This is a genomic window from Neobacillus sp. K501 (assembly GCF_053749995.1).
Map to the genome: position 1 here is coordinate 1 of NZ_JBSLYA010000001.1, position 17299 is coordinate 17299.

Below are 17299 nucleotides of genomic sequence, written 5' to 3' on the forward strand. Positions count from 1 at the left end.
GTAGAAATTTTCCCCTGATTCCCTTCCAATACCGATTTAAAACGAATAATGGTTTCACTCAAATTGTTATCGGGAATAAAAGATATAAATGACTTTAAAAGAATTTCTTCCTTAGGATATCCTGTCAATCGGGAAGCGGCCTCATTAAATAAGATAAAGTTTCCTTCTAAATCAAGTGCATAACAGGCATCTTCATTTAAATCAAAGAATGATTTATAAATGGCGAAAAGAGCATTATATTCTATGATTGATCTCATCCAATACCAACCTTTCTTCATTTTTTAAATGCCCTTATTTTCTATTTCAAACGTTTCTACCCTCGGTTTTAACCTAGACATTATTATATATCGGAAAAAAACAACATTGGTTTAATCAATATCAAAAATTTGCAAAATTTAATCAAACACGAAGAAACACACCCTCTTAATTGAGAATGTGTCCTATGAAAATATAAAAACTATAAAATAGCGAGCGAATATAGGAATCAATTAAAAAAGGAATCAAGTGAATAGCCTTTTGCTTCAAAACTTTGACGTAATCGTAAAATAGCGCGAGAGTGAATTTGTGAAATTCTACCCTTCGTTAAATCTAACACTTCCGCAATTTCTACCTGTGATAATCCTTCATAGTAGAATAATGTCACAACTAATTTTTCTTTTTCAGGCATCTTTTCGATACACCCGGCCATCAATTTTTTGAATTCTTCCATCATAACCTGGCCTTCTTGATTTACGGAATTGTCATCCTTAACTTGATCAACTAAACTCTGCAGTTTTCCTTCATCCTCATTCGCATTAATAGGTTCATCCAGGGATAACAGCGTTGATAATGATACAACAGACATGATTTGGTCAACTTCATCAAGGGAAATATTTAAATATTGGCTGAGTTCCTCTTCCGTAGGTGCCCGCATTAAACTTTGCTCTAGCATTCGATAGGCATTGTTTAATTTCTTTGCCTTATCTCTTAATCCCCGTGGAACCCAATCTAATTTACGAACACCATCTAACATCGCACCCTTAATTCGCCACAAGCCGTAGGTTTCAAATTGAAACCCTTTTTTATAATCAAATTTTTTAATCGCTTCAATTAAACCGATATAACCTAATCCCATCAGGTCATCCTTCGAAATAATACGTTGTGGAATACTTACGCTTAGGCGGTTGGCCATTTGCTCTACCAAATACATATATTTCGTGACAAGCGTTTCCTGTGTGAAGGAATCTTGTTTTTCTTGGTACGTTCTCCATAATAAATAATGCGGAATGCTTTCCTTTAGTGCAGCTCTCAACACGAATCACCCCTGTTATCCTTCATCAACTAAATATGGTTTGTTCCATTATTCTCAATTACTAGCTTCCTCGCCATTATGGAGAGATTGTAGAGGGATTGCATGAAAGACAGGCTCATCTACTATTTCATCCAATGGTTCAGCTAATCGGAGATCTTCAACTTTTTCTTTTATTTCTATACTTTTGTTACTTTTCACGTTAGAAATTTGATCTTGAGCATTTTTCGATTCATTTTTTGATACTTTTCGATATAAAAAGAATGAAAGTATATTTCCCAAAAGAAAAAAGAGAAGGAAGCCAATCCCTGCTCTGAACAAGGATAGTTGCCACGTATTGTTAACGAATGAAAATAGGCCGGTAATCAAGGAGACCATTAAACCTATTATAACATTTAACTTTATAAATGATTTCAAATTTTTCCTCCTCAATTACCGCGACTTACCTAATAATATTTTTTCTAAGAATCCTTTTATACCTTTAGTTGATGAAACGGAAGAATTTTCTTCACTTTCAGGTAAAAAAGATTGAACAATTTGTTTGATATTTTTTGATGCTTCACATTTTGGAAAAGTAATGAAAAATGGCTTCTGCATTCGAACCGATTTCTTGACGTGATCATCCTCCATCAGAAATCCCAGTGTATTCAATTGCAGCTTTAGAAACTTACTGCTAGTTGTTTTCAAGGCTCTAGACGTTTCGACTGCCTCACGATACGACAATGCTCGATTTACCACCAAACGAAAGTTCGGAGCCTCGTTAGAGTAATGAAGCGCGGTTTTTAAAACTGCATACGAATCAGCGATCGAGGTGGGCTCAGGTGTCGTAACCAAGATAGTTTCATCAGAAGCTACAATAAAATCAACGAGTTCCTTCGATATTCCCGCACCTGTGTCGAGTAAAATGAAATCCGCATAATTTTGGAGTTCAAGAATTTGATTCCAAAAGTAAGACAGTCTCATTTGATCTAAGTTTAAAAGATCTTGAACATCAATTCCACCGGAAATATATTCAATTCCGTGGGTCCCCTTTTCTAATACTTCCCAAATATCTTTCCTTTGATAGAGAACATCCACCAAAGTGTACCGTGGGCTGATTCCCATTAGAATATTAATATTAGCTGTTGATAAATCCAAATCTAAGACAACTACCTTCTTACCAACTTCTTTTAAGCCGAGAGCAAAATTAAGCGTGAAATTGGATTTGCCAACCCCACCCTTACCACTCGTAATCGTAATCACTCGAGAGGAATGAATGGTTTCCTGCTTAGCATTAAATCGGTGCATATATTCTCTCAGACTTTGTGCTTGATCCATCTTTTAGTTTTCCTCTCCTAATAAATAACGAGCAAGCGATGCAGCATCAATTGGAGCGATATCCTCGGGAACACTTTGTCCATTTGCAATATACGCTAATTGGTATGGATAATTAAAAGCAATATTTAAAATCGAACCATAGCTTGTTGTTTCATCAAATTTAGTGAGAATCAGTTTTTTCACCGGACTTTTCAAAAATGAATTTAATAATACTTGCATATCTTCAAACTTTGTCGTTAAGCTAAGCACTAAATAATTATCGCTTTGTAATGGATAATTTAAATATTCAAAAATCGATTCGCGATTTTGCATTTCTTTATAATTTCGCCCGGTTGTATCCATATAGATGAGATCGTAGTTTTTTAACCTTGCTACTGCCTTTTCGAGTTCATCTGTGGAACGAACGACTTCAATTGGCACGTTCAAAATTCCGGCATATGTTTTTAATTGTTCAACCGCCGCAATACGATAAACATCCGTTGTGATCATCGCAACACGACGTTTTTGTTTTAAGACTTGTTCTGTCGCTAACTTGGCAATCGTCGTTGTTTTACCGACACCCGTTGGACCGATAACATTTATGATCCTGGTTTGCTCGGCGACAGCATTTGAGGCTGGAACTCGCTTTACAATGATCTCTTCGACCAATGTCTTGATTTCATTTTTAAGCATCTCTTCCGATAAATCGTTCAACGATTCGTATTTTTGTAACAGGGTGTTTGTTAAATGTGCAATGACTTCATCATCAACACCCTGTTTTTTCAATTGATTAACCCATTTGACTATTCCAGACGGCAGGTTACCGCCCGCATTTTCGCTCATCATAAAATTCATCATCATCTTACGCATATGTTGAAGTTCATCAAGCATTTGCGATTCTGCTCCGGAAGACTTATTTGTCCGTTCCTGTTTTTGTTCAAGGATATTCTTCAGGACTGTTTCATTTTTCTGTTCAGGAGCATTTTGTTTTTCTGTCATTTCGGTTTGTTGCGAATAAAAATTATATAATTTTTGTGGATTCTTATGAAAAACCGAAGGACTATTTCCAGTGTTTTCCGTATTTTTTATAACAGGTTCTTTCTCTTTTACAGGCATCTCAATTGGATCTTTTCGATCAACAATGGTCTTCGATTTTGATGGTGCTGGACCATTGTCGATCGCATAAGCCGTTACTTCATATTTTTGTTTTGCGAATAAACCGAATAGGCCGCCTGTTTTAATTGCCCTGGTATTCACAATAATCGCATTTTCTCCTAATTGTTGTCGCACTTTTTTTAGAGCAAGTGGCATGGAATCGGCGATAATTTTTTCTGTTTTCATATATTCACCACTCCTATACTTTGGATCTCAACTTCCGGCTCCAGCTCTGTGTAGGAAAGAACAGGAACTGTCGGCATAATTTTATCAACGAATTGTTTCAAATACATCCTAATCGATGGAGAAGTAAGGAAGATTGGCTGAGAGCCGGCCTGTACTACTCGATCAATTTGCTCATGAAGCTCAGTTGTAATCTTCCGTGATATTTGAGGATCCATTGATAAATATTGTACCCCTGCCTCCGTCTGTTGGATACAATCAGATATTCCTTTTTCTAAAGTAGCACCTGCTGTTAGGACATGGATGACGCCATTCTCTGCATATTGCTCGGTAATTTGGCGGGTTAAGGACTGACGAACATACTCCGTCAATACACGTGGTTCCTTCGTATAAACCGCATAATCCGCCAAGGTTTCAAAGATAGCTGCTAAATCCCGAACCGAAATCTGCTCTCGGAGAAGATTTTGTAATACCTTTTGAATATCCCCGATTGATAATAAATTGGGAACAAGTTCTTCAACTAAGTTCGGATGTGTTTCTTTTAGATTATCAACAAGTTCTTTCGTTTCTTCACGACGCAATAACTGGTAAGCATGACGTTTAATAACTTCGGTCAAGTGAGTCGCTATCACTGATGGTGGATCTACGATGATATATCCCATTAATTCTGCTTTTTGTTTTGCTTCCATGCTCACCCAAATGGCAGGGAGACCAAAGGCTGGTTCAATGACTTGAATTCCTTCAATTTCATCAGTGTCTGCCCCTTGATTCATCGCAAGGAAATGATCAAGATAAACTTCCCCAGAAGCAATCTTACTGCCGCGGAATTTTAGCACATATTCATTTGGCGGTAATTGGAGATTATCTCGAATTCGAATCGTAGGGATGACTAATCCTAATTCAAGGGCAAACTGTCGACGAATCATCACGATTCGGTCAAGAATGTCCCCGCCCTGTTTTTGATCAGCAAGTGGAATTAAACCGTACCCTATTTCAAGTTCTAGTGTATCTAATTGTAACAGGTTAATGACTTTTTCCGGACTACGGATATCCTCTTCGGAATTTTCCATTTCCACCTGTTCTTGCAACAGTTCTTCTTTTTCCAGATTTTGCTTCATTTTATACGCACCAAAAGCAAGTATTCCAGCGACAGGTGCAGTTAGGAAGAGTCCAATAGGCGTAAATAAACCTAATACTAAAATCGTTCCTGCAACGATATAAAGCAGTTTAGGTGAATTGAAAAGCTGCTTCGCTACATCAGAACCTAATGTACCATCCGAACCAGCACGCGTTACGGTAATACCTGTAGCTGTCGAAATTAATAATGCTGGTACCTGGCTGACTAAACCATCACCCACCGATAAAAGGGTAAAAGTACTTGCAGCTGTAGCAAAATCCATTCCATGTATAGCCATACCGATGGCAAAACCACCAATGATATTGATTAAAAGGATAACGATCCCAGCTATGGCATCTCCTTTAACAAACTTACTGGCACCGTCCATAGCACCAAAAAAGTCGGATTCACGTTCAACCTTACTACGGCGTTCACGGGCATCCTGCTCACTTATTAATCCAGCATTCATATCGGCATCAATCGCCATTTGTTTACCAGGCATCGCATCCAAGGTAAAGCGGGCAGCAACCTCTGCGACCCTCTCGGAACCTTTTGTAATAACGAGGAATTGGATGACGACAAGTATTAAGAAGACGACAAAACCAATAACAGCGTTCCCCCCAATAACGAAGGAACCAAACGCTTCAATAACCTCTCCACCATCTGCATGAGACAGGATGGAACGTGTGGTTGAAACGTTCAAAGCTAAGCGGAATAAAGTTGTCAGTAGGATAGCCGTTGGAAAAATCGAGAATTCTAACGGTTCCTTCGTATTCATTGCTACCATTAAAATAAGCAATGAAATAGAGATGTTAATTATTAATAGAAAATCTAACAATAAGGTTGGGAGTGGAATGATCATCATTGCAACGATCAAGATTACAACCAACAATACTGAAATATCCTTCATCTTCATGCCATCATCCCCTTATATCGACCTTCCTGGAAGTAAACATAGGCTAAAATCTCGCCAACTGCATTAAATAATTCCTCAGGGATGTTATCCCCAATCTCCACTGCTGCAAAGAGCGCTCGAGCCAATGGCCGATTTTCTACCGTCATAATTTTATGCTCTTTGGCAATTTCCTTAATTTTTAAGGCGATATGATCCTGTCCCTTGGCAATTACCTGTGGAGCATCCATCGTTTCAAAATCGTATCGAATCGCAATTGCAAAGTGGGTAGGGTTTGTGATCACGACATCTGCTTTTGGAACTTCTTGAATCATTCGATTCATGGACATTTGACGCTGCTTAGCACGCCTTTGACCCTTAATAAACGGGTCACCTTCCATCTTTTTATGTTCATCCTTAATATCTTGTTTTGACATTTTCAATTTCTTTTCATGTTCAAATCTTTGATAAAAATAGTCAGCGACAGCTAAAACTATCAAACTACCAGCGATAACAATACCAATTTGAACAGTCAATGAACCTATAAATCTCGCAGCATCAAAAATACTCTTTTCACCGATCATCAAGAGCTGCTCTTTTTTATTCCAAATCACCCAAAATGCTATATATGAAGTTATTGTTATTTTCAATAGTGATTTGATCAATTCCACAATGGCTCTCATGGAAAAGATCTGTTTCGCACCTTGAAGCGGGTTCAGCTTTCCAAAATTCACTTTTAAATTCTCCATCGTAAACATGAAGCCGACCTGTGCGTAGTTTGCTATTAGTCCAGCGATCACTACAACACCAAAAATTGGTGCCAGTAATTTCGCCATTTGTAATAGCACTTCCTTAAAAAGGAGCTGTGTGCTTGAAATCGTTAAATCCCAAAGCATATATTCTTGAAAGGTGTGGCGAAAAATATAGAAGCAGCCTTCGATAAATTTCTGACCAGCAACCATAAAAAACGCAAAACTGAAAAGTAAAATGAGAGCTGCTGAAACATCTGGACTCTTCGCGACCTGACCCTTTTTTCTAGCTTCATTACGTTTATGCGGAGTTGCTTTTTCTGTTTTTTCACCAGAAAAGAGCTGCAGATCTAGACGAAGCAGCATGCTCAGGCCCCCAATATTTTTAAGATAGAATGCATTGATTCAAACATCGTTTCAAAAAGTATTTTTAACAGATAAAAAAAACTCGGTAAAATAAAAATGTACAAGAAGAAGTGTATCAAAATTTTCACCGGAGGGAAAATGGCAAATATATTCATTTGAGGAACGGTCTTGGCAATGATTCCAATCGCTAAATCCACTACAAATAATGTGCCTAATATCGGTGCAGCAATCATGAATCCAATCATAAACATTTGCGTCAAACATTCTAACAAAAATGTTGAAATACGGCCGTCCATCCATGCAGGGACAAGGGCTTGAACTGCTACCCAATCAAAACTAGCTAAAATTCCCTGAATGATTAAATGATGACCATTTGTGGTAAGTAAGAACAAAATAGCCAAAATGTTTTTCATTCGCCCGGTTAGTTGTGTACTTGTTCCAAAAGTTGGATCAAAAAGATTAGCCATCATAAAGCCAATTTGAAAATCAATCATCGTCCCGGCAAACTGGACAGCATAAAACAAAATATTCGCTGCCAGGCCAAGAACCACTCCAACTAAGACTTCTTTAAGTATTAATAAAGCAATCATCGATTCTTGAAAATCATCAGTAGGCTTATCAATTACCCCCATGGTTAAAAAGGTTAGTGCGACACTTAAACCAATTTTATATTGGGCGGGAATTTGACTCCCAGAAAAGACGGGTGCTGTGATCAAGAACGAAGAGATACGAACCAGGATAAGTAGAAATGTCCACCAAGAAAAGACCTCCATATCCAACACCTACCCGATATAGGAAGCAAGGTTTTCAAATATGTTTTGCGTAAAATCGACTACTTTTCGAAGCATCCAAGCCCCAAAAAATAATATCGTTAGGAAAACGGCAACAATTTTCGGTACAAATGCAAGTGTTTGTTCCTGTATTTGAGTGGTTGCTTGGAAAATACTAACCAATAAGCCAACAATAAGTGCGACGCCCGCTGCCGGAGCGATGACGATGAGTATCGTATAAACAGACTCTTGGGCAATTCTTAAAACCATTTCAGTGGTCATGCCTCACATTCCCTTCTTAAAAGCTGGTAAGCAATGATCTGACAATCATGTACCAACCATCGACCAAAATAAATAACAAAATTTTGAATGGTAATGAAATCATCACCGGCGGCAGCATCATCATCCCCATTGACATCAAAATGCTGGAGACAATCATATCAATAACCAAAAAAGGAATAAAAATCATAAAGCCCATTTGAAAGGCGGTCTTTAATTCACTGATGGCAAAAGCAGGTACTAAAGCCGTGAGTGGAATATCTTGAACATTTTCAGGGGTATCCATATTGGCATAATCCATAAACAAGGCTAAATCCTTTTCACGGGTATGTTTGGTCATAAATTCCTTAAATGGTGCGCTTGCTGCATCAAAGGCATCCTCTTGCGTCATCTGACCAGCCATAAATGGCTGGAGCGCCGTTTTATTTACCTCTGAAAATGTTGGCCCCATAATAAAAAACGTCATAAATAAAGCTAAACCAACTAGTACTTGATTAGGAGGCATTTGCTGCGTCCCCATGGCATTTCGAACAAATCCTAATACCACAATAATCCGTGTGAAACTCGTCATTAATACGAGAATCGCGGGTGCAATCGATAGCACCGTTATTAATAATATAATTCTTAGTGAGTTTGAAACCTGTTCCGGTTCATTACCTAAATTAATACCTGGTATGATCGTCCCAACTGTATCAGCTGCATGAGCAACAGAGATAAATCCTAGAGAGAGAAGTGGAACAAGTAAAGCTATTTTTTTTAACATGCTCCTACTCCTCTCCATTTTCTTTGTGCATTTTCTGCATATGTTTTCGGAAAATAGAGTTCCAGTTCGCATTTAGATCCTTTGGTATCCATTTCGGAGAAATTGGTTCTGCTTGATTTTCATAGCTGTCAAGTAAATGCTGGTATTCCTCACCCTGTGAAATCGTTCGAATCAAGTTAACCGTGTCTCCGACACCAAGGATATAAATAGTCTGTCCGATGAGGACAATCTGTATTGACCGATTATTCCCAATAACCTGTCCACCTAATGAAACGATTGGACCATTGGCTGACAATAGCCGTTTCCGTTTCGTTAGAAAACGGAGAATAAATAATAACAAGGCAATTACTAAGATAAACGAGCCGATAAATTTCATAAATAAGGGAAATAAAGAAGTAGATTGGCTATCCTCTGCTTTCGTTTCTGATGGAGTATCTTTCTCATCATCATGAATAGCATCATAGACGGAAGGATCGCCGGCAGCATAAGTGCCAGCGGCATAGATTGTGGGTTGTAAGGAAAATAGGTATAGGAGTATACCCATAAGTAAGACGAAGCGTTTCATTCTTTTTCTCCTTCCTTGGAGTCCATTGTTCTTTTTGATTTAAGGCATATCTTTCAAAATCAAAGTAATTTGAGCAGCTTTCTGTGCGTCCTTCATACTGCCAAGGATGCTGCTCTGATGTTCCTGTTCTAACTGTGAGATCGTTAAGGCCGCTTCTTCAAGTGACATGGTCTCAATCATTTTTGCCGCCTTGGAAGCAGGAATGTTTCCATAAATTTCAGCGATCTTATTTTCTTGTTCTTTGTCTTCTTCATTAGATTGGTTATTTTGAAGCTGTTTTAACAATTCTTCGTTATTCTTTTTTGACTCTTCTAGGCTTTTTTCACTCGTACTGATTTCTTTTTTTAATTCAGAAATTTCTTTATCCTTTTCTGCTAATTGCGCTTCGAGCTGTGAATATTGCTGTTGCAAATAGTCCGCATCTTCCGATTCAGAGGTTGAGTCTTGTACGGTACTAGTTTCTTTTTCTACATCCGGAATGATTCCGTTAACAACAGGAATTTTATTTCCCCACTCCAAAGCCGTTTTCGCTATTGGGTATCCCAAAAAGTTAAGGGCGATGAGCGCAACAACTACCGTAGCGGTGATAAGCGTCCCCCACAAAAGGACAGGCCCAAAACTTCTGCTCTTTTTCTCTACCATCTGGTTTCCTCTCCTCATATCCTGCGAGAATGACGTAATACAGCCATTTCATCCAGCATTGCCTGCTCTTGTTGGTTCATATGCTTCTGAAATGCAGCCATTGATTTTGATTTCCATTGGTTCCACATTTTTGCTTCTTGTGTTTTTTCAATTAGCTTTTTGTGTTTTTGTTCCACTTCCTGAACTAATTGCTGAGATTGAAGCTCCAGATGCTTTTTCTGCCTGTTTACATGGTCGATTTCCTGTTGAAACTCTAAAATCTCCCAAACTGTTTTATGATTTACATCATTGTACTGATTAAAAACCTGTTCTTCTACCAAATCAAGACCATCCAGTTTTTCCTGAAGTTCCATTTGTTTGATTTTGATCGATCCAAACTCCTGCTTGGCCATATCTTTCTCTTTTTCCTTGAAATCAAGTACTTTTTGATAAGAAAAATCAAATTTCATCGCATCGTCGCTCCAAATTGTGAAAGTAAGAAAGATTGCGTTTCATCTAATTGAGAAGGTTCGTAGATACCTTGGCGAAGGAAATTATCAATTACAGGCTTCATTCTCATCGCTAAATCAATATCACGATTTGATCCTTTTTTATAAGCACCAATATTAATTAAATCTTCCGCTTCGTTATAGGCTGCTAATAATTTTTTGAAATTCTGAGCGGCATTCAAGTGTTCGTCCGAGGTAATTTCCGTCATTACCCGACTGGCACTGCTTAAGACATCGATCGAAGGAAAAATCCCTTTACTTCCGATGGCACGGCTCAAAACAATATGGCCATCCAAAATTCCTCTGACAGCATCTGCAATGGGTTCATTCATGTCATCCCCATCAACGAGAACCGTATAAATCGCCGAAATCGATCCTTTCGGTCCTGTTCCCGCACGCTCTAATAGTTGTGGTAGCATGGCAAAAACCGATGGCGTATACCCTTTCGTGGTCGGAGGTTCTCCAATGGCCAGACCAATTTCACGTTGAGCCATCGCAAAACGGGTAACTGAATCCATAACAAGTAAGACATTTTTCCCTTGATCTCGGAAATATTCCGCAATCGAAGTCGCCGTTAACGCTGCTTTAATACGAATCAAGGCTGGTTGATCAGAAGTGGCAACAATCAATACTGATTTTTTTAAACCCTCTTCGCCTAAGTTTTGTTCGATAAAATCAAGGACTTCACGTCCCCGTTCACCAACTAAAGCAATGACATTCACATCCGCCGTTGTGTTTCGAGAAATCATCCCTAACAGGGTACTTTTCCCGACACCACTACCAGCAAAGATTCCTACACGTTGACCCTTCCCCATTGTCAATAATCCATCAATCGTCCGAACTCCTACACCTAATGGTGAATGTATTCGGGGACGGCTTAATGGGTTGGGTGGCATAGCATGGGTAGGTACTTCATCTAAGCCTAAAGGCAGCGGTTTCCCGTCCATAGGTTGTCCTAAACCATCCAAAATTCTGCCTAATAATTGCGGTCCTGCTTTAACCATCATTGGTTTTCCGCTAGCAACCACATCACAGCCGGGGCCAATTGCCTTCACTTCGCCAAGAGGCATAAGCAATACTTTATTTTCTCGAATCCCGACAACCTCTGCTTGTATCGGGACTTGGGAGTTTGAAGGATAAATCGAGCAAAGTTCTCCAATTCTTACGTCAGGTCCTTGAGATTCGATGGTAAGTCCAATGATTTGCGTGATTTTACCGTTCACTCTAACTGGATCCATGCTGCGGATAAGTTTCACATAGTTATCAGTTACTAATCGCACTTTCCGGCTCCCTTCGCGACTCTAGAATCACCTTTTTAATTTCCTCGATTTGGGTATCAATCCTGGCATCAATGCTGCCAAAGGCTGTTCGGATGATACATCCTTTAGGGGAAACAGTATGGTCTGGAATAACTTTTATCTCTGTATCACCATTCACAATCGCAGTAAGATGCGCTCGCTGCGACTGAATAAATTCAAAATCATCAGGATGAACACATACAATAATCGATTCTTTTTCCTTCACACGATGAATATGCTGTTGGATTAAACCAATAAACTTCTCAGGATTGGCATCTAACTCCTGCTTGATAATCTGAGAAGCAATAACGGTGCTTAATTCTAGTAAAAACGGTTCTGCCTCAGATATAATGGCATCTTTTTGCTCAAAGGCCGACTGTAACAACTGCTCAGCCTGGGCAATCTTTTCATGGTACTCTTGCTCAATCTGAGCCTTTGCTTCTACTAACCCCTGCTCAAATCCTTGTTGAAAGGCTTGCTCCCTCACTTCAATAGACATATCCTCAAATTTTTGTTGGTTTTCTTCCCACCACTGGCTTATTTGTTCTTCGGCCGAGGTTTCGATTGCTCTCGCTCTTTGTTCTGCCTTATCAGTGATGGCTTTAGCTTCCGCATGCGCTTCATCTAACAATCTTTGAGCATTTATATTTCCTTTGGCCATTTGCTCTTCTCCACCGGGAGAAGCAGCATCAACTTGCTCATCTTCTAAATGATTAAAATAGATTTCAGGCTGAGAAATAACCTTTACATCCTTCATGATGGAAAGGTCATTTGCTTTAAATATTTTAGAGTAGGATGCCATCATTACCACCTCGAGCAATCACTAACTCACCAGAATCCTCTAAGCGGCGGATAACAGAAACAATTCTCCCTTGCGCTTCTTCCACATCTTTAACACGAACAGGTCCAAGATATTGCATTTCTTCATTGAAGGTTTCAACCATACGTTTCGACATATTCTCAAAAATAACATCCTTCAGTTCTGGGCTGGCAGCTTTTAAAGCAAGCATCAAGTCTGAATTTTCCACTTCTTGAATAATACGCTGAATAGCACGTCGATCAAGGTTAATAATGTCTTCAAAGACAAACATACGTTTCTTGATTTCGTCCACCAACTCCGTATTTTTCTGACTAAGTTGCTCAAGGATACTCTTCTCTGTTCCTCTATCAACACCATTAAGGATGCTAACAATCGATTCAATACCACCAACAACACTGTAATCTTGACGAATGGTTGTCGCAAGCTTCTGCTCTAAGATTTTCTCCACTTCTTTAATGACATCTGGTGAAGTTTGTTCTAACGTTGCAATACGTCTTGCAACATCTGATTGCAGGTCCTCAGACAATGACGATAAAATCAGTGATGCTTGTTGAGGTTCTAAATGAGCTAACACTAAAGCAATTGTTTGAGGATGCTCATTTTGTAAGAAGTGATATATTTGCGTCGCATCAACACGACGGGCAAAATCAAATGGTTTTACTTGTAACTGTGTCGTTAATTTTTGAATTATCTGTTTTGCTCGATCCTTACCAAGAGCAGTCTCTAACACATCATGGGCATAGCCGATTCCGCCCATTGCTAGGAAGTCTTGTGCCATACACATTTCATGAAATTCCTTCAAAACTTCCTCTTTTTCTTTTGAATCAACTTTACTGATACTTGCGATGGCGAGCGTGATCTCTTCGATTTCTTCCTCTGGTAAATACTTAAACACCTTAGAAGAAGCCTCTTTTCCCATCGAAATTAGTAAAATCGCTGTTTTAAGTTTTCCAGTCAACTTTAATGCTGTCGCCATAGGGAATTATGCCTCCTCTTCATGCAGCCATGTTCTGATTACCTTTGAGAAATCCTCAGGTCGTTGCTCTAATAATTTCTTAAGCTGACTTTCGGTATCCATGTCATTTTCCTTAAAGTAGTCTTCCGGATCTTTCGCTGGTGCCGCAAACATGATGGCTTCTTCGACGTCGATATCATCCTTATCTTTTCTTCTGCTAATCAGAAACCAAACCAATCCACCGATTAAAAGAAGTCCAACAGCTGCACCTATACCTATATATAGCCAATTCGTTTTTGTACTAGTTTCCGCCTCCGCGTTTTTAGCGAACGTAGAATGAGGGAAAATAGTGATCCGTTGATCCACTTGCTCCTGTGATAATTCCGGATGCCCAAGTGCCGTACGTACAGTATTAGACACAATATTTCGGATATTAGCTTGTGCTTCCTCCGATAAAGATTGAGTACTTTCTGGATCGTTCTGTAATCCAACGTTGATTGTAATATCTTCTATTTCATAAGGGCTTTTAACAATCTCATTATTAATTCGGTTTACTTCATAGTTCACTTTTTCTTGTAATTCTTCGTATTCACTATCTCCACCTGTTGTGCTGCCAACATAGCCTGGAACATCGGTTTCCCCTGTTCCAACAACTCCACCAGCTTCAGCGCCAGTTCCACTAGAAGTTATCGAATTTTTTTCAGAACTAATTACAATCCCTTCATTATTTTCATCAGTAGTAGGTTCAACTAAGCTTTCTTGAGTTTTTACTTTATCAAAATTCATTTTTACAAAAGTATGAACATAAACCTTGTCAGTACCTAAAATCGTTCCAAGCAAGCTTTGTAGATTTTGTTGAATATCTTTTTCAACATCTTTTTGAATTTGTCGCTGTTCCGAATATTTATCAAGTGATTGATCATCACTTTCAACATTATCCATCGCTAATGTTTCGCTGTATTGGTTCATAATCGTAATATTTTCAATAGGAAGATTAGGTACACTTCGTGAAACTAATGTATAGAGTGCTTGAATTTGCTGAGCACTCATCTTAACTCCAGGCTCCACTTCTACCATTACCGAAGCACTGGCTTTTTCTTCCGAGTCTTGTCTTACAAACACGGTTTCATCAGGTAATGTCAAAATAACTTCAGCATTACTAATTCCGTCTACATGTTTAATAACCGCTGCAACTTGATTTTGCATCGCTTCACGTTCAAGTATCTCGATTTGACGATCAGTTGCTCCAAATGATAAGTTTTCGCTAAAAATATCATAGTTAATTTTGTTATCTTTCGGATAACCTTCAGATGCCAGGCTAACTAATAAATCAGCTGCGTCTTTTTGTGGAACGAGAAGCATCGTCCCAGTTTCCGATAATTGATAGTCAGTATATCCTTGTTTGTCCAATACTGCCTTAATATCTCCGACTTCACGCTGAGTTAATTGCCCTGTATATAAAGGAACATAGTTAGGGCGAGACGCAAAGAAAACAAAAGCAGATAAGGCAATCAAAAAAAATAAGAATGACCCAATGATGAGCCCTTTTTGTTTCGAGCTCCGTGCATTCCAATAATTAGTAAAAAGCTCTTTTGTTTGTTTGAGTTGATCTATCCATGATCGTTTCATTTCTCACCCTACCTAGTCTATCATTCTTTAAAATTGCATCCGCATCATTTCTTGATATGTTTCCACTGCTTTATCCCGAATCGTCACTGTCAGTTCTAATGCCACCTTTGCCTTTTGCGAAGCAATCGTAACATCATGAATATTATCTACCTGTCCAGCTGCTGCCTTAACAGTAAGCTCAGATGCTTGATTATCCAATTTATTTACATTTTCAAGATAACCTTTTATGACATTAGCAAAAGATGTTTTAGATTGATCCGTTTCAACTTTTTGAAAAGGATTTTGATTTATTTTGATTTGTCCACCCGTTATGCGTGAAACATCCATTTAACTTCCTCCTAACGACCTATCTCCAAAGCCTTCATCATAATCGACTTGCCTGTATTGAAGGCTGTTACATTGGCTTCATACGCTCTTGATGAAGCCAGCAAATCAATCATTTCCTTCGATAAATCCACATTTGGCATTTTTACATAACCTTCTGCATCAGCATCCGGATGACTGGGGTCAAATACCATCTTAAAAGGAGTACTATCATCGACAATTCCTGTCACTCTTACTCCTTCAAGCGGAGATTGTCCCCCTGCCTGCTTCTTCATTTGTCCAGCTAAAATTTGATTAAAAGCTTTCTCTCTCGGTTCCATAACGACCATTTTCCGGCGATATGGTTCCCACTGACCATCAACTAAAGTCCCTCTCGTTGATGAAGCGTTCGCGATATTAGAAGAAACAACATCCATCCGTAGTCGTTGAGCAGTTAAGGCAGAACCACTTATATTTAAAGAATTAAACATTCTCCTTAACCCCTTCCTTTAATGGCAATCGATAATTTTTGAAATTCACTGTTTAGCTGTTCGGTCATCGTATAATACCATAAGGAGTTTTTCCCCATTAAGGTCATTTCTCCATCGATATCAACATTATTTCCATTGTTTTGCATGATTGTATTGTTATTCACTTTTGTGATGGCAGAAGGAATTCCTGAACTTTCACCAATCACTATATGCCTTTGATCCGTTCTATTCCCGACAAAACTTGTTTGGTTCGATAAATGTTTTTGCAATATATCTTCAAAAACAACTGATTTTGATTTATAACCTGGGGTTTCAGCATTCGCAATATTATTCGAAATGACTTGTTGACGTAAACTAGCAGCATTTAATGCAGAGTGTAAAAGATTAATATTCGTCATGTTGTTTCCTTCCCTCCTAACCCAAAAGCTTTTTTTGATTTTATTCAAAAAACATCAAAATGATTTTTTATCCTACATCAATATACAATATACGAGGATGATAAATCTACATCTTTTTTTTCCAATTATAAAAAGAAACAAAGTTAGAAAGATATTTTGATATATTTACCAAATATCACAATCTATCAAACTGTTAATTTGTTCATATATTTGGATACGCCGTTGACCCAATGATTATTTAATCCTGTAGGATCATTACTTGCACCCACCGGAGCATATTTTGCACCGATTTGAGCAATTGTCGTTAAACCTTTATTCAAGTAATTTTTACTTAAATTTCGTGCCATGTCCATGATGCTATCTTCCACAGTAGCATATGATTTTAATCCTCCCGCTCCCATCATCCCTGCCACGTTATTTTTTTCGTTCGCTGCGCGGGATTTACCATTTCCGGTTTCATGAATGGCAATCGATGCTAAGAGGGTTGGATCAATATTATAATGCTTACCTGCTCGGACAAAAATATCCCCGGTTCCACGCAGCTTACCTTCTAACATTTGATTCAGGTTGTCAGGACTTTGCGATTGAAAGCGTAATGGTTCATTTATATTCTGTAGGGGGGTCTGAAAATTCATCTCCATGTCTTGCGGATAAACATTGAAAGTTGGTTCGACCGCAGTTTGTCCCTTTTGTATTAAAAGTTGATTAAGTATATTGGCAAATTGATTAGCGGTATCTGAATTGTTTGTTAGCAGTTGAGACCGTAATTTATCATTTTTTGCCATCGCTGTAATCAGCATCGACTTAGTAAACCAATCATCACCTATAATCAATGGAATCACCTTTCAGTTT

The 17299-nt window shown here is 38.5% G+C and carries 21 protein-coding genes; all 21 read right to left on the bottom strand.

Annotation, left to right across the window (positions count from 1 at the left end; all coding sequences use genetic code 11):
* A partial coding sequence (locus ACWM35_RS00005) for a PAS domain S-box protein (protein WP_454814255.1) occupies positions 1–257 on the bottom strand: 257 nt, incomplete at its 3' end.
* 227 nt (positions 258–484) lie between these two features.
* On the bottom strand, positions 485–1291 hold the full coding sequence (locus ACWM35_RS00010) for a sigma-70 family RNA polymerase sigma factor (RefSeq protein ID WP_454814257.1): 807 nt from the start codon (positions 1289–1291) through the stop codon (positions 485–487).
* 54 nt (positions 1292–1345) lie between these two features.
* Positions 1346–1705 carry a hypothetical protein gene (locus ACWM35_RS00015; protein WP_454814259.1) on the bottom strand — a complete coding sequence of 120 codons (360 nt, stop codon included), beginning with the start codon at positions 1703–1705 and terminating at the stop codon, positions 1346–1348.
* Between the two features lie 15 nt (positions 1706–1720).
* The gene (locus ACWM35_RS00020; RefSeq protein WP_454814260.1) at positions 1721–2605 is read right to left on the bottom strand and encodes a MinD/ParA family protein; all 885 of its coding nucleotides are present in this window, start codon (positions 2603–2605) and stop codon (positions 1721–1723) included.
* Positions 2606–2608: 3 nt separating this feature from the next.
* Positions 2609–3925 (bottom strand): flagellar biosynthesis protein FlhF, encoded by a 1317-nt coding sequence (flhF, locus tag ACWM35_RS00025; RefSeq protein WP_454814261.1) that lies wholly within the window; start codon positions 3923–3925, stop codon positions 2609–2611.
* Positions 3922–5955 (bottom strand): flagellar biosynthesis protein FlhA, encoded by a 2034-nt coding sequence (gene flhA, locus ACWM35_RS00030; protein WP_454814263.1) that lies wholly within the window; start codon positions 5953–5955, stop codon positions 3922–3924. Before flhA ends, flhF begins: the two co-directional genes overlap by 4 nt.
* Complete coding sequence (gene flhB, locus ACWM35_RS00035; protein WP_454814264.1) at positions 5952–7046, bottom strand: flagellar biosynthesis protein FlhB; 1095 nt, start codon at positions 7044–7046, stop codon at positions 5952–5954. Before flhB ends, flhA begins: the two co-directional genes overlap by 4 nt.
* Before the next feature lie 2 nt (positions 7047–7048).
* Positions 7049–7819: a flagellar biosynthetic protein FliR gene (gene fliR / locus ACWM35_RS00040; protein WP_454814266.1), complete on the bottom strand. Its 771-nt coding sequence runs from the start codon at positions 7817–7819 to the stop codon at positions 7049–7051.
* Positions 7820–7828: 9 nt separating this feature from the next.
* Positions 7829–8098, bottom strand: a complete 270-nt coding sequence (fliQ, locus tag ACWM35_RS00045) for a flagellar biosynthesis protein FliQ (protein WP_454814268.1) — start codon at positions 8096–8098, stop codon at positions 7829–7831.
* 16 nt (positions 8099–8114) lie between these two features.
* Complete coding sequence (gene fliP / locus ACWM35_RS00050; RefSeq protein ID WP_454814270.1) at positions 8115–8858, bottom strand: flagellar type III secretion system pore protein FliP; 744 nt, start codon at positions 8856–8858, stop codon at positions 8115–8117.
* A 4-nt stretch (positions 8859–8862) separates the two neighbouring features.
* The gene (locus ACWM35_RS00055; RefSeq protein ID WP_454814272.1) at positions 8863–9423 is read right to left on the bottom strand and encodes a flagellar biosynthetic protein FliO; all 561 of its coding nucleotides are present in this window, start codon (positions 9421–9423) and stop codon (positions 8863–8865) included.
* Between the two features lie 39 nt (positions 9424–9462).
* On the bottom strand, positions 9463–10065 hold the full coding sequence (locus tag ACWM35_RS00060; RefSeq protein ID WP_454814274.1) for a MotE family protein: 603 nt from the start codon (positions 10063–10065) through the stop codon (positions 9463–9465).
* A 14-nt stretch (positions 10066–10079) separates the two neighbouring features.
* Positions 10080–10514 carry a flagellar export protein FliJ gene (gene fliJ / locus ACWM35_RS00065; RefSeq protein ID WP_454814276.1) on the bottom strand — a complete coding sequence of 145 codons (435 nt, stop codon included), beginning with the start codon at positions 10512–10514 and terminating at the stop codon, positions 10080–10082.
* Positions 10511–11833: a flagellar protein export ATPase FliI gene (gene fliI / locus ACWM35_RS00070; RefSeq protein ID WP_454814277.1), complete on the bottom strand. Its 1323-nt coding sequence runs from the start codon at positions 11831–11833 to the stop codon at positions 10511–10513. Before fliI ends, fliJ begins: the two co-directional genes overlap by 4 nt.
* Complete coding sequence (locus ACWM35_RS00075) at positions 11817–12653, bottom strand: FliH/SctL family protein (protein ID WP_454814279.1); 837 nt, start codon at positions 12651–12653, stop codon at positions 11817–11819. Before ACWM35_RS00075 ends, fliI begins: the two co-directional genes overlap by 17 nt.
* The gene (gene fliG, locus ACWM35_RS00080) at positions 12637–13647 is read right to left on the bottom strand and encodes a flagellar motor switch protein FliG (RefSeq protein ID WP_454814281.1); all 1011 of its coding nucleotides are present in this window, start codon (positions 13645–13647) and stop codon (positions 12637–12639) included. The genes ACWM35_RS00075 and fliG overlap by 17 nt, the downstream gene beginning before the upstream one ends.
* A 6-nt stretch (positions 13648–13653) precedes the next feature.
* Positions 13654–15255 (bottom strand): flagellar basal-body MS-ring/collar protein FliF, encoded by a 1602-nt coding sequence (gene fliF / locus ACWM35_RS00085; protein WP_454814283.1) that lies wholly within the window; start codon positions 15253–15255, stop codon positions 13654–13656.
* 27 nt (positions 15256–15282) lie between these two features.
* Positions 15283–15582, bottom strand: coding sequence for a flagellar hook-basal body complex protein FliE (gene fliE, locus ACWM35_RS00090; protein WP_454814285.1), 300 nt, complete (start codon positions 15580–15582; stop codon positions 15283–15285).
* A gap of 11 nt (positions 15583–15593) precedes the next feature.
* The gene (flgC, locus tag ACWM35_RS00095) at positions 15594–16049 is read right to left on the bottom strand and encodes a flagellar basal body rod protein FlgC (protein WP_454814287.1); all 456 of its coding nucleotides are present in this window, start codon (positions 16047–16049) and stop codon (positions 15594–15596) included.
* A 5-nt stretch (positions 16050–16054) separates the two neighbouring features.
* Entirely contained in the window at positions 16055–16447 is a 393-nt protein-coding gene (flgB, locus tag ACWM35_RS00100) for a flagellar basal body rod protein FlgB (protein WP_454814289.1), read from the bottom strand.
* Between the two features lie 185 nt (positions 16448–16632).
* On the bottom strand, positions 16633–17280 hold the full coding sequence (locus ACWM35_RS00105) for a glucosaminidase domain-containing protein (RefSeq protein ID WP_454814290.1): 648 nt from the start codon (positions 17278–17280) through the stop codon (positions 16633–16635).
* Positions 17281–17299 lie beyond the last annotated feature (19 nt).

Bases quoted from the DNA above. Each gene is read 5' to 3' on its own strand.
- ACWM35_RS00020 (WP_454814260.1), bottom strand. From the start codon at position 2,605: ATGGATCAAGCACAAAGTCTGAGAGAATATATGCACCGATTTAATGCT.
- flhF (WP_454814261.1), bottom strand. From the start codon at position 3,925: ATGAAAACAGAAAAAATTATCGCCGATTCCATGCCACTTGCTCTAAAA.
- flhA (WP_454814263.1), bottom strand. From the start codon at position 5,955: ATGAAGATGAAGGATATTTCAGTATTGTTGGTTGTAATCTTGATCGTT.
- flhB (WP_454814264.1), bottom strand. From the start codon at position 7,046: ATGCTGCTTCGTCTAGATCTGCAGCTCTTTTCTGGTGAAAAAACAGAA.
- fliR (WP_454814266.1), bottom strand. From the start codon at position 7,819: ATGGAGGTCTTTTCTTGGTGGACATTTCTACTTATCCTGGTTCGTATC.
- fliQ (WP_454814268.1), bottom strand. From the start codon at position 8,098: ATGACCACTGAAATGGTTTTAAGAATTGCCCAAGAGTCTGTTTATACG.
- fliP (WP_454814270.1), bottom strand. From the start codon at position 8,858: ATGTTAAAAAAAATAGCTTTACTTGTTCCACTTCTCTCTCTAGGATTT.
- ACWM35_RS00055 (WP_454814272.1), bottom strand. From the start codon at position 9,423: ATGAAACGCTTCGTCTTACTTATGGGTATACTCCTATACCTATTTTCC.
- ACWM35_RS00060 (WP_454814274.1), bottom strand. From the start codon at position 10,065: ATGGTAGAGAAAAAGAGCAGAAGTTTTGGGCCTGTCCTTTTGTGGGGG.
- fliJ (WP_454814276.1), bottom strand. From the start codon at position 10,514: ATGAAATTTGATTTTTCTTATCAAAAAGTACTTGATTTCAAGGAAAAA.
- ACWM35_RS00075 (WP_454814279.1), bottom strand. From the start codon at position 12,653: ATGGCATCCTACTCTAAAATATTTAAAGCAAATGACCTTTCCATCATG.
- fliG (WP_454814281.1), bottom strand. From the start codon at position 13,647: ATGGCGACAGCATTAAAGTTGACTGGAAAACTTAAAACAGCGATTTTA.
- fliF (WP_454814283.1), bottom strand. From the start codon at position 15,255: ATGAAACGATCATGGATAGATCAACTCAAACAAACAAAAGAGCTTTTT.
- fliE (WP_454814285.1), bottom strand. From the start codon at position 15,582: ATGGATGTTTCACGCATAACGGGTGGACAAATCAAAATAAATCAAAAT.
- flgC (WP_454814287.1), bottom strand. From the start codon at position 16,049: ATGTTTAATTCTTTAAATATAAGTGGTTCTGCCTTAACTGCTCAACGA.
- flgB (WP_454814289.1), bottom strand. From the start codon at position 16,447: ATGACGAATATTAATCTTTTACACTCTGCATTAAATGCTGCTAGTTTA.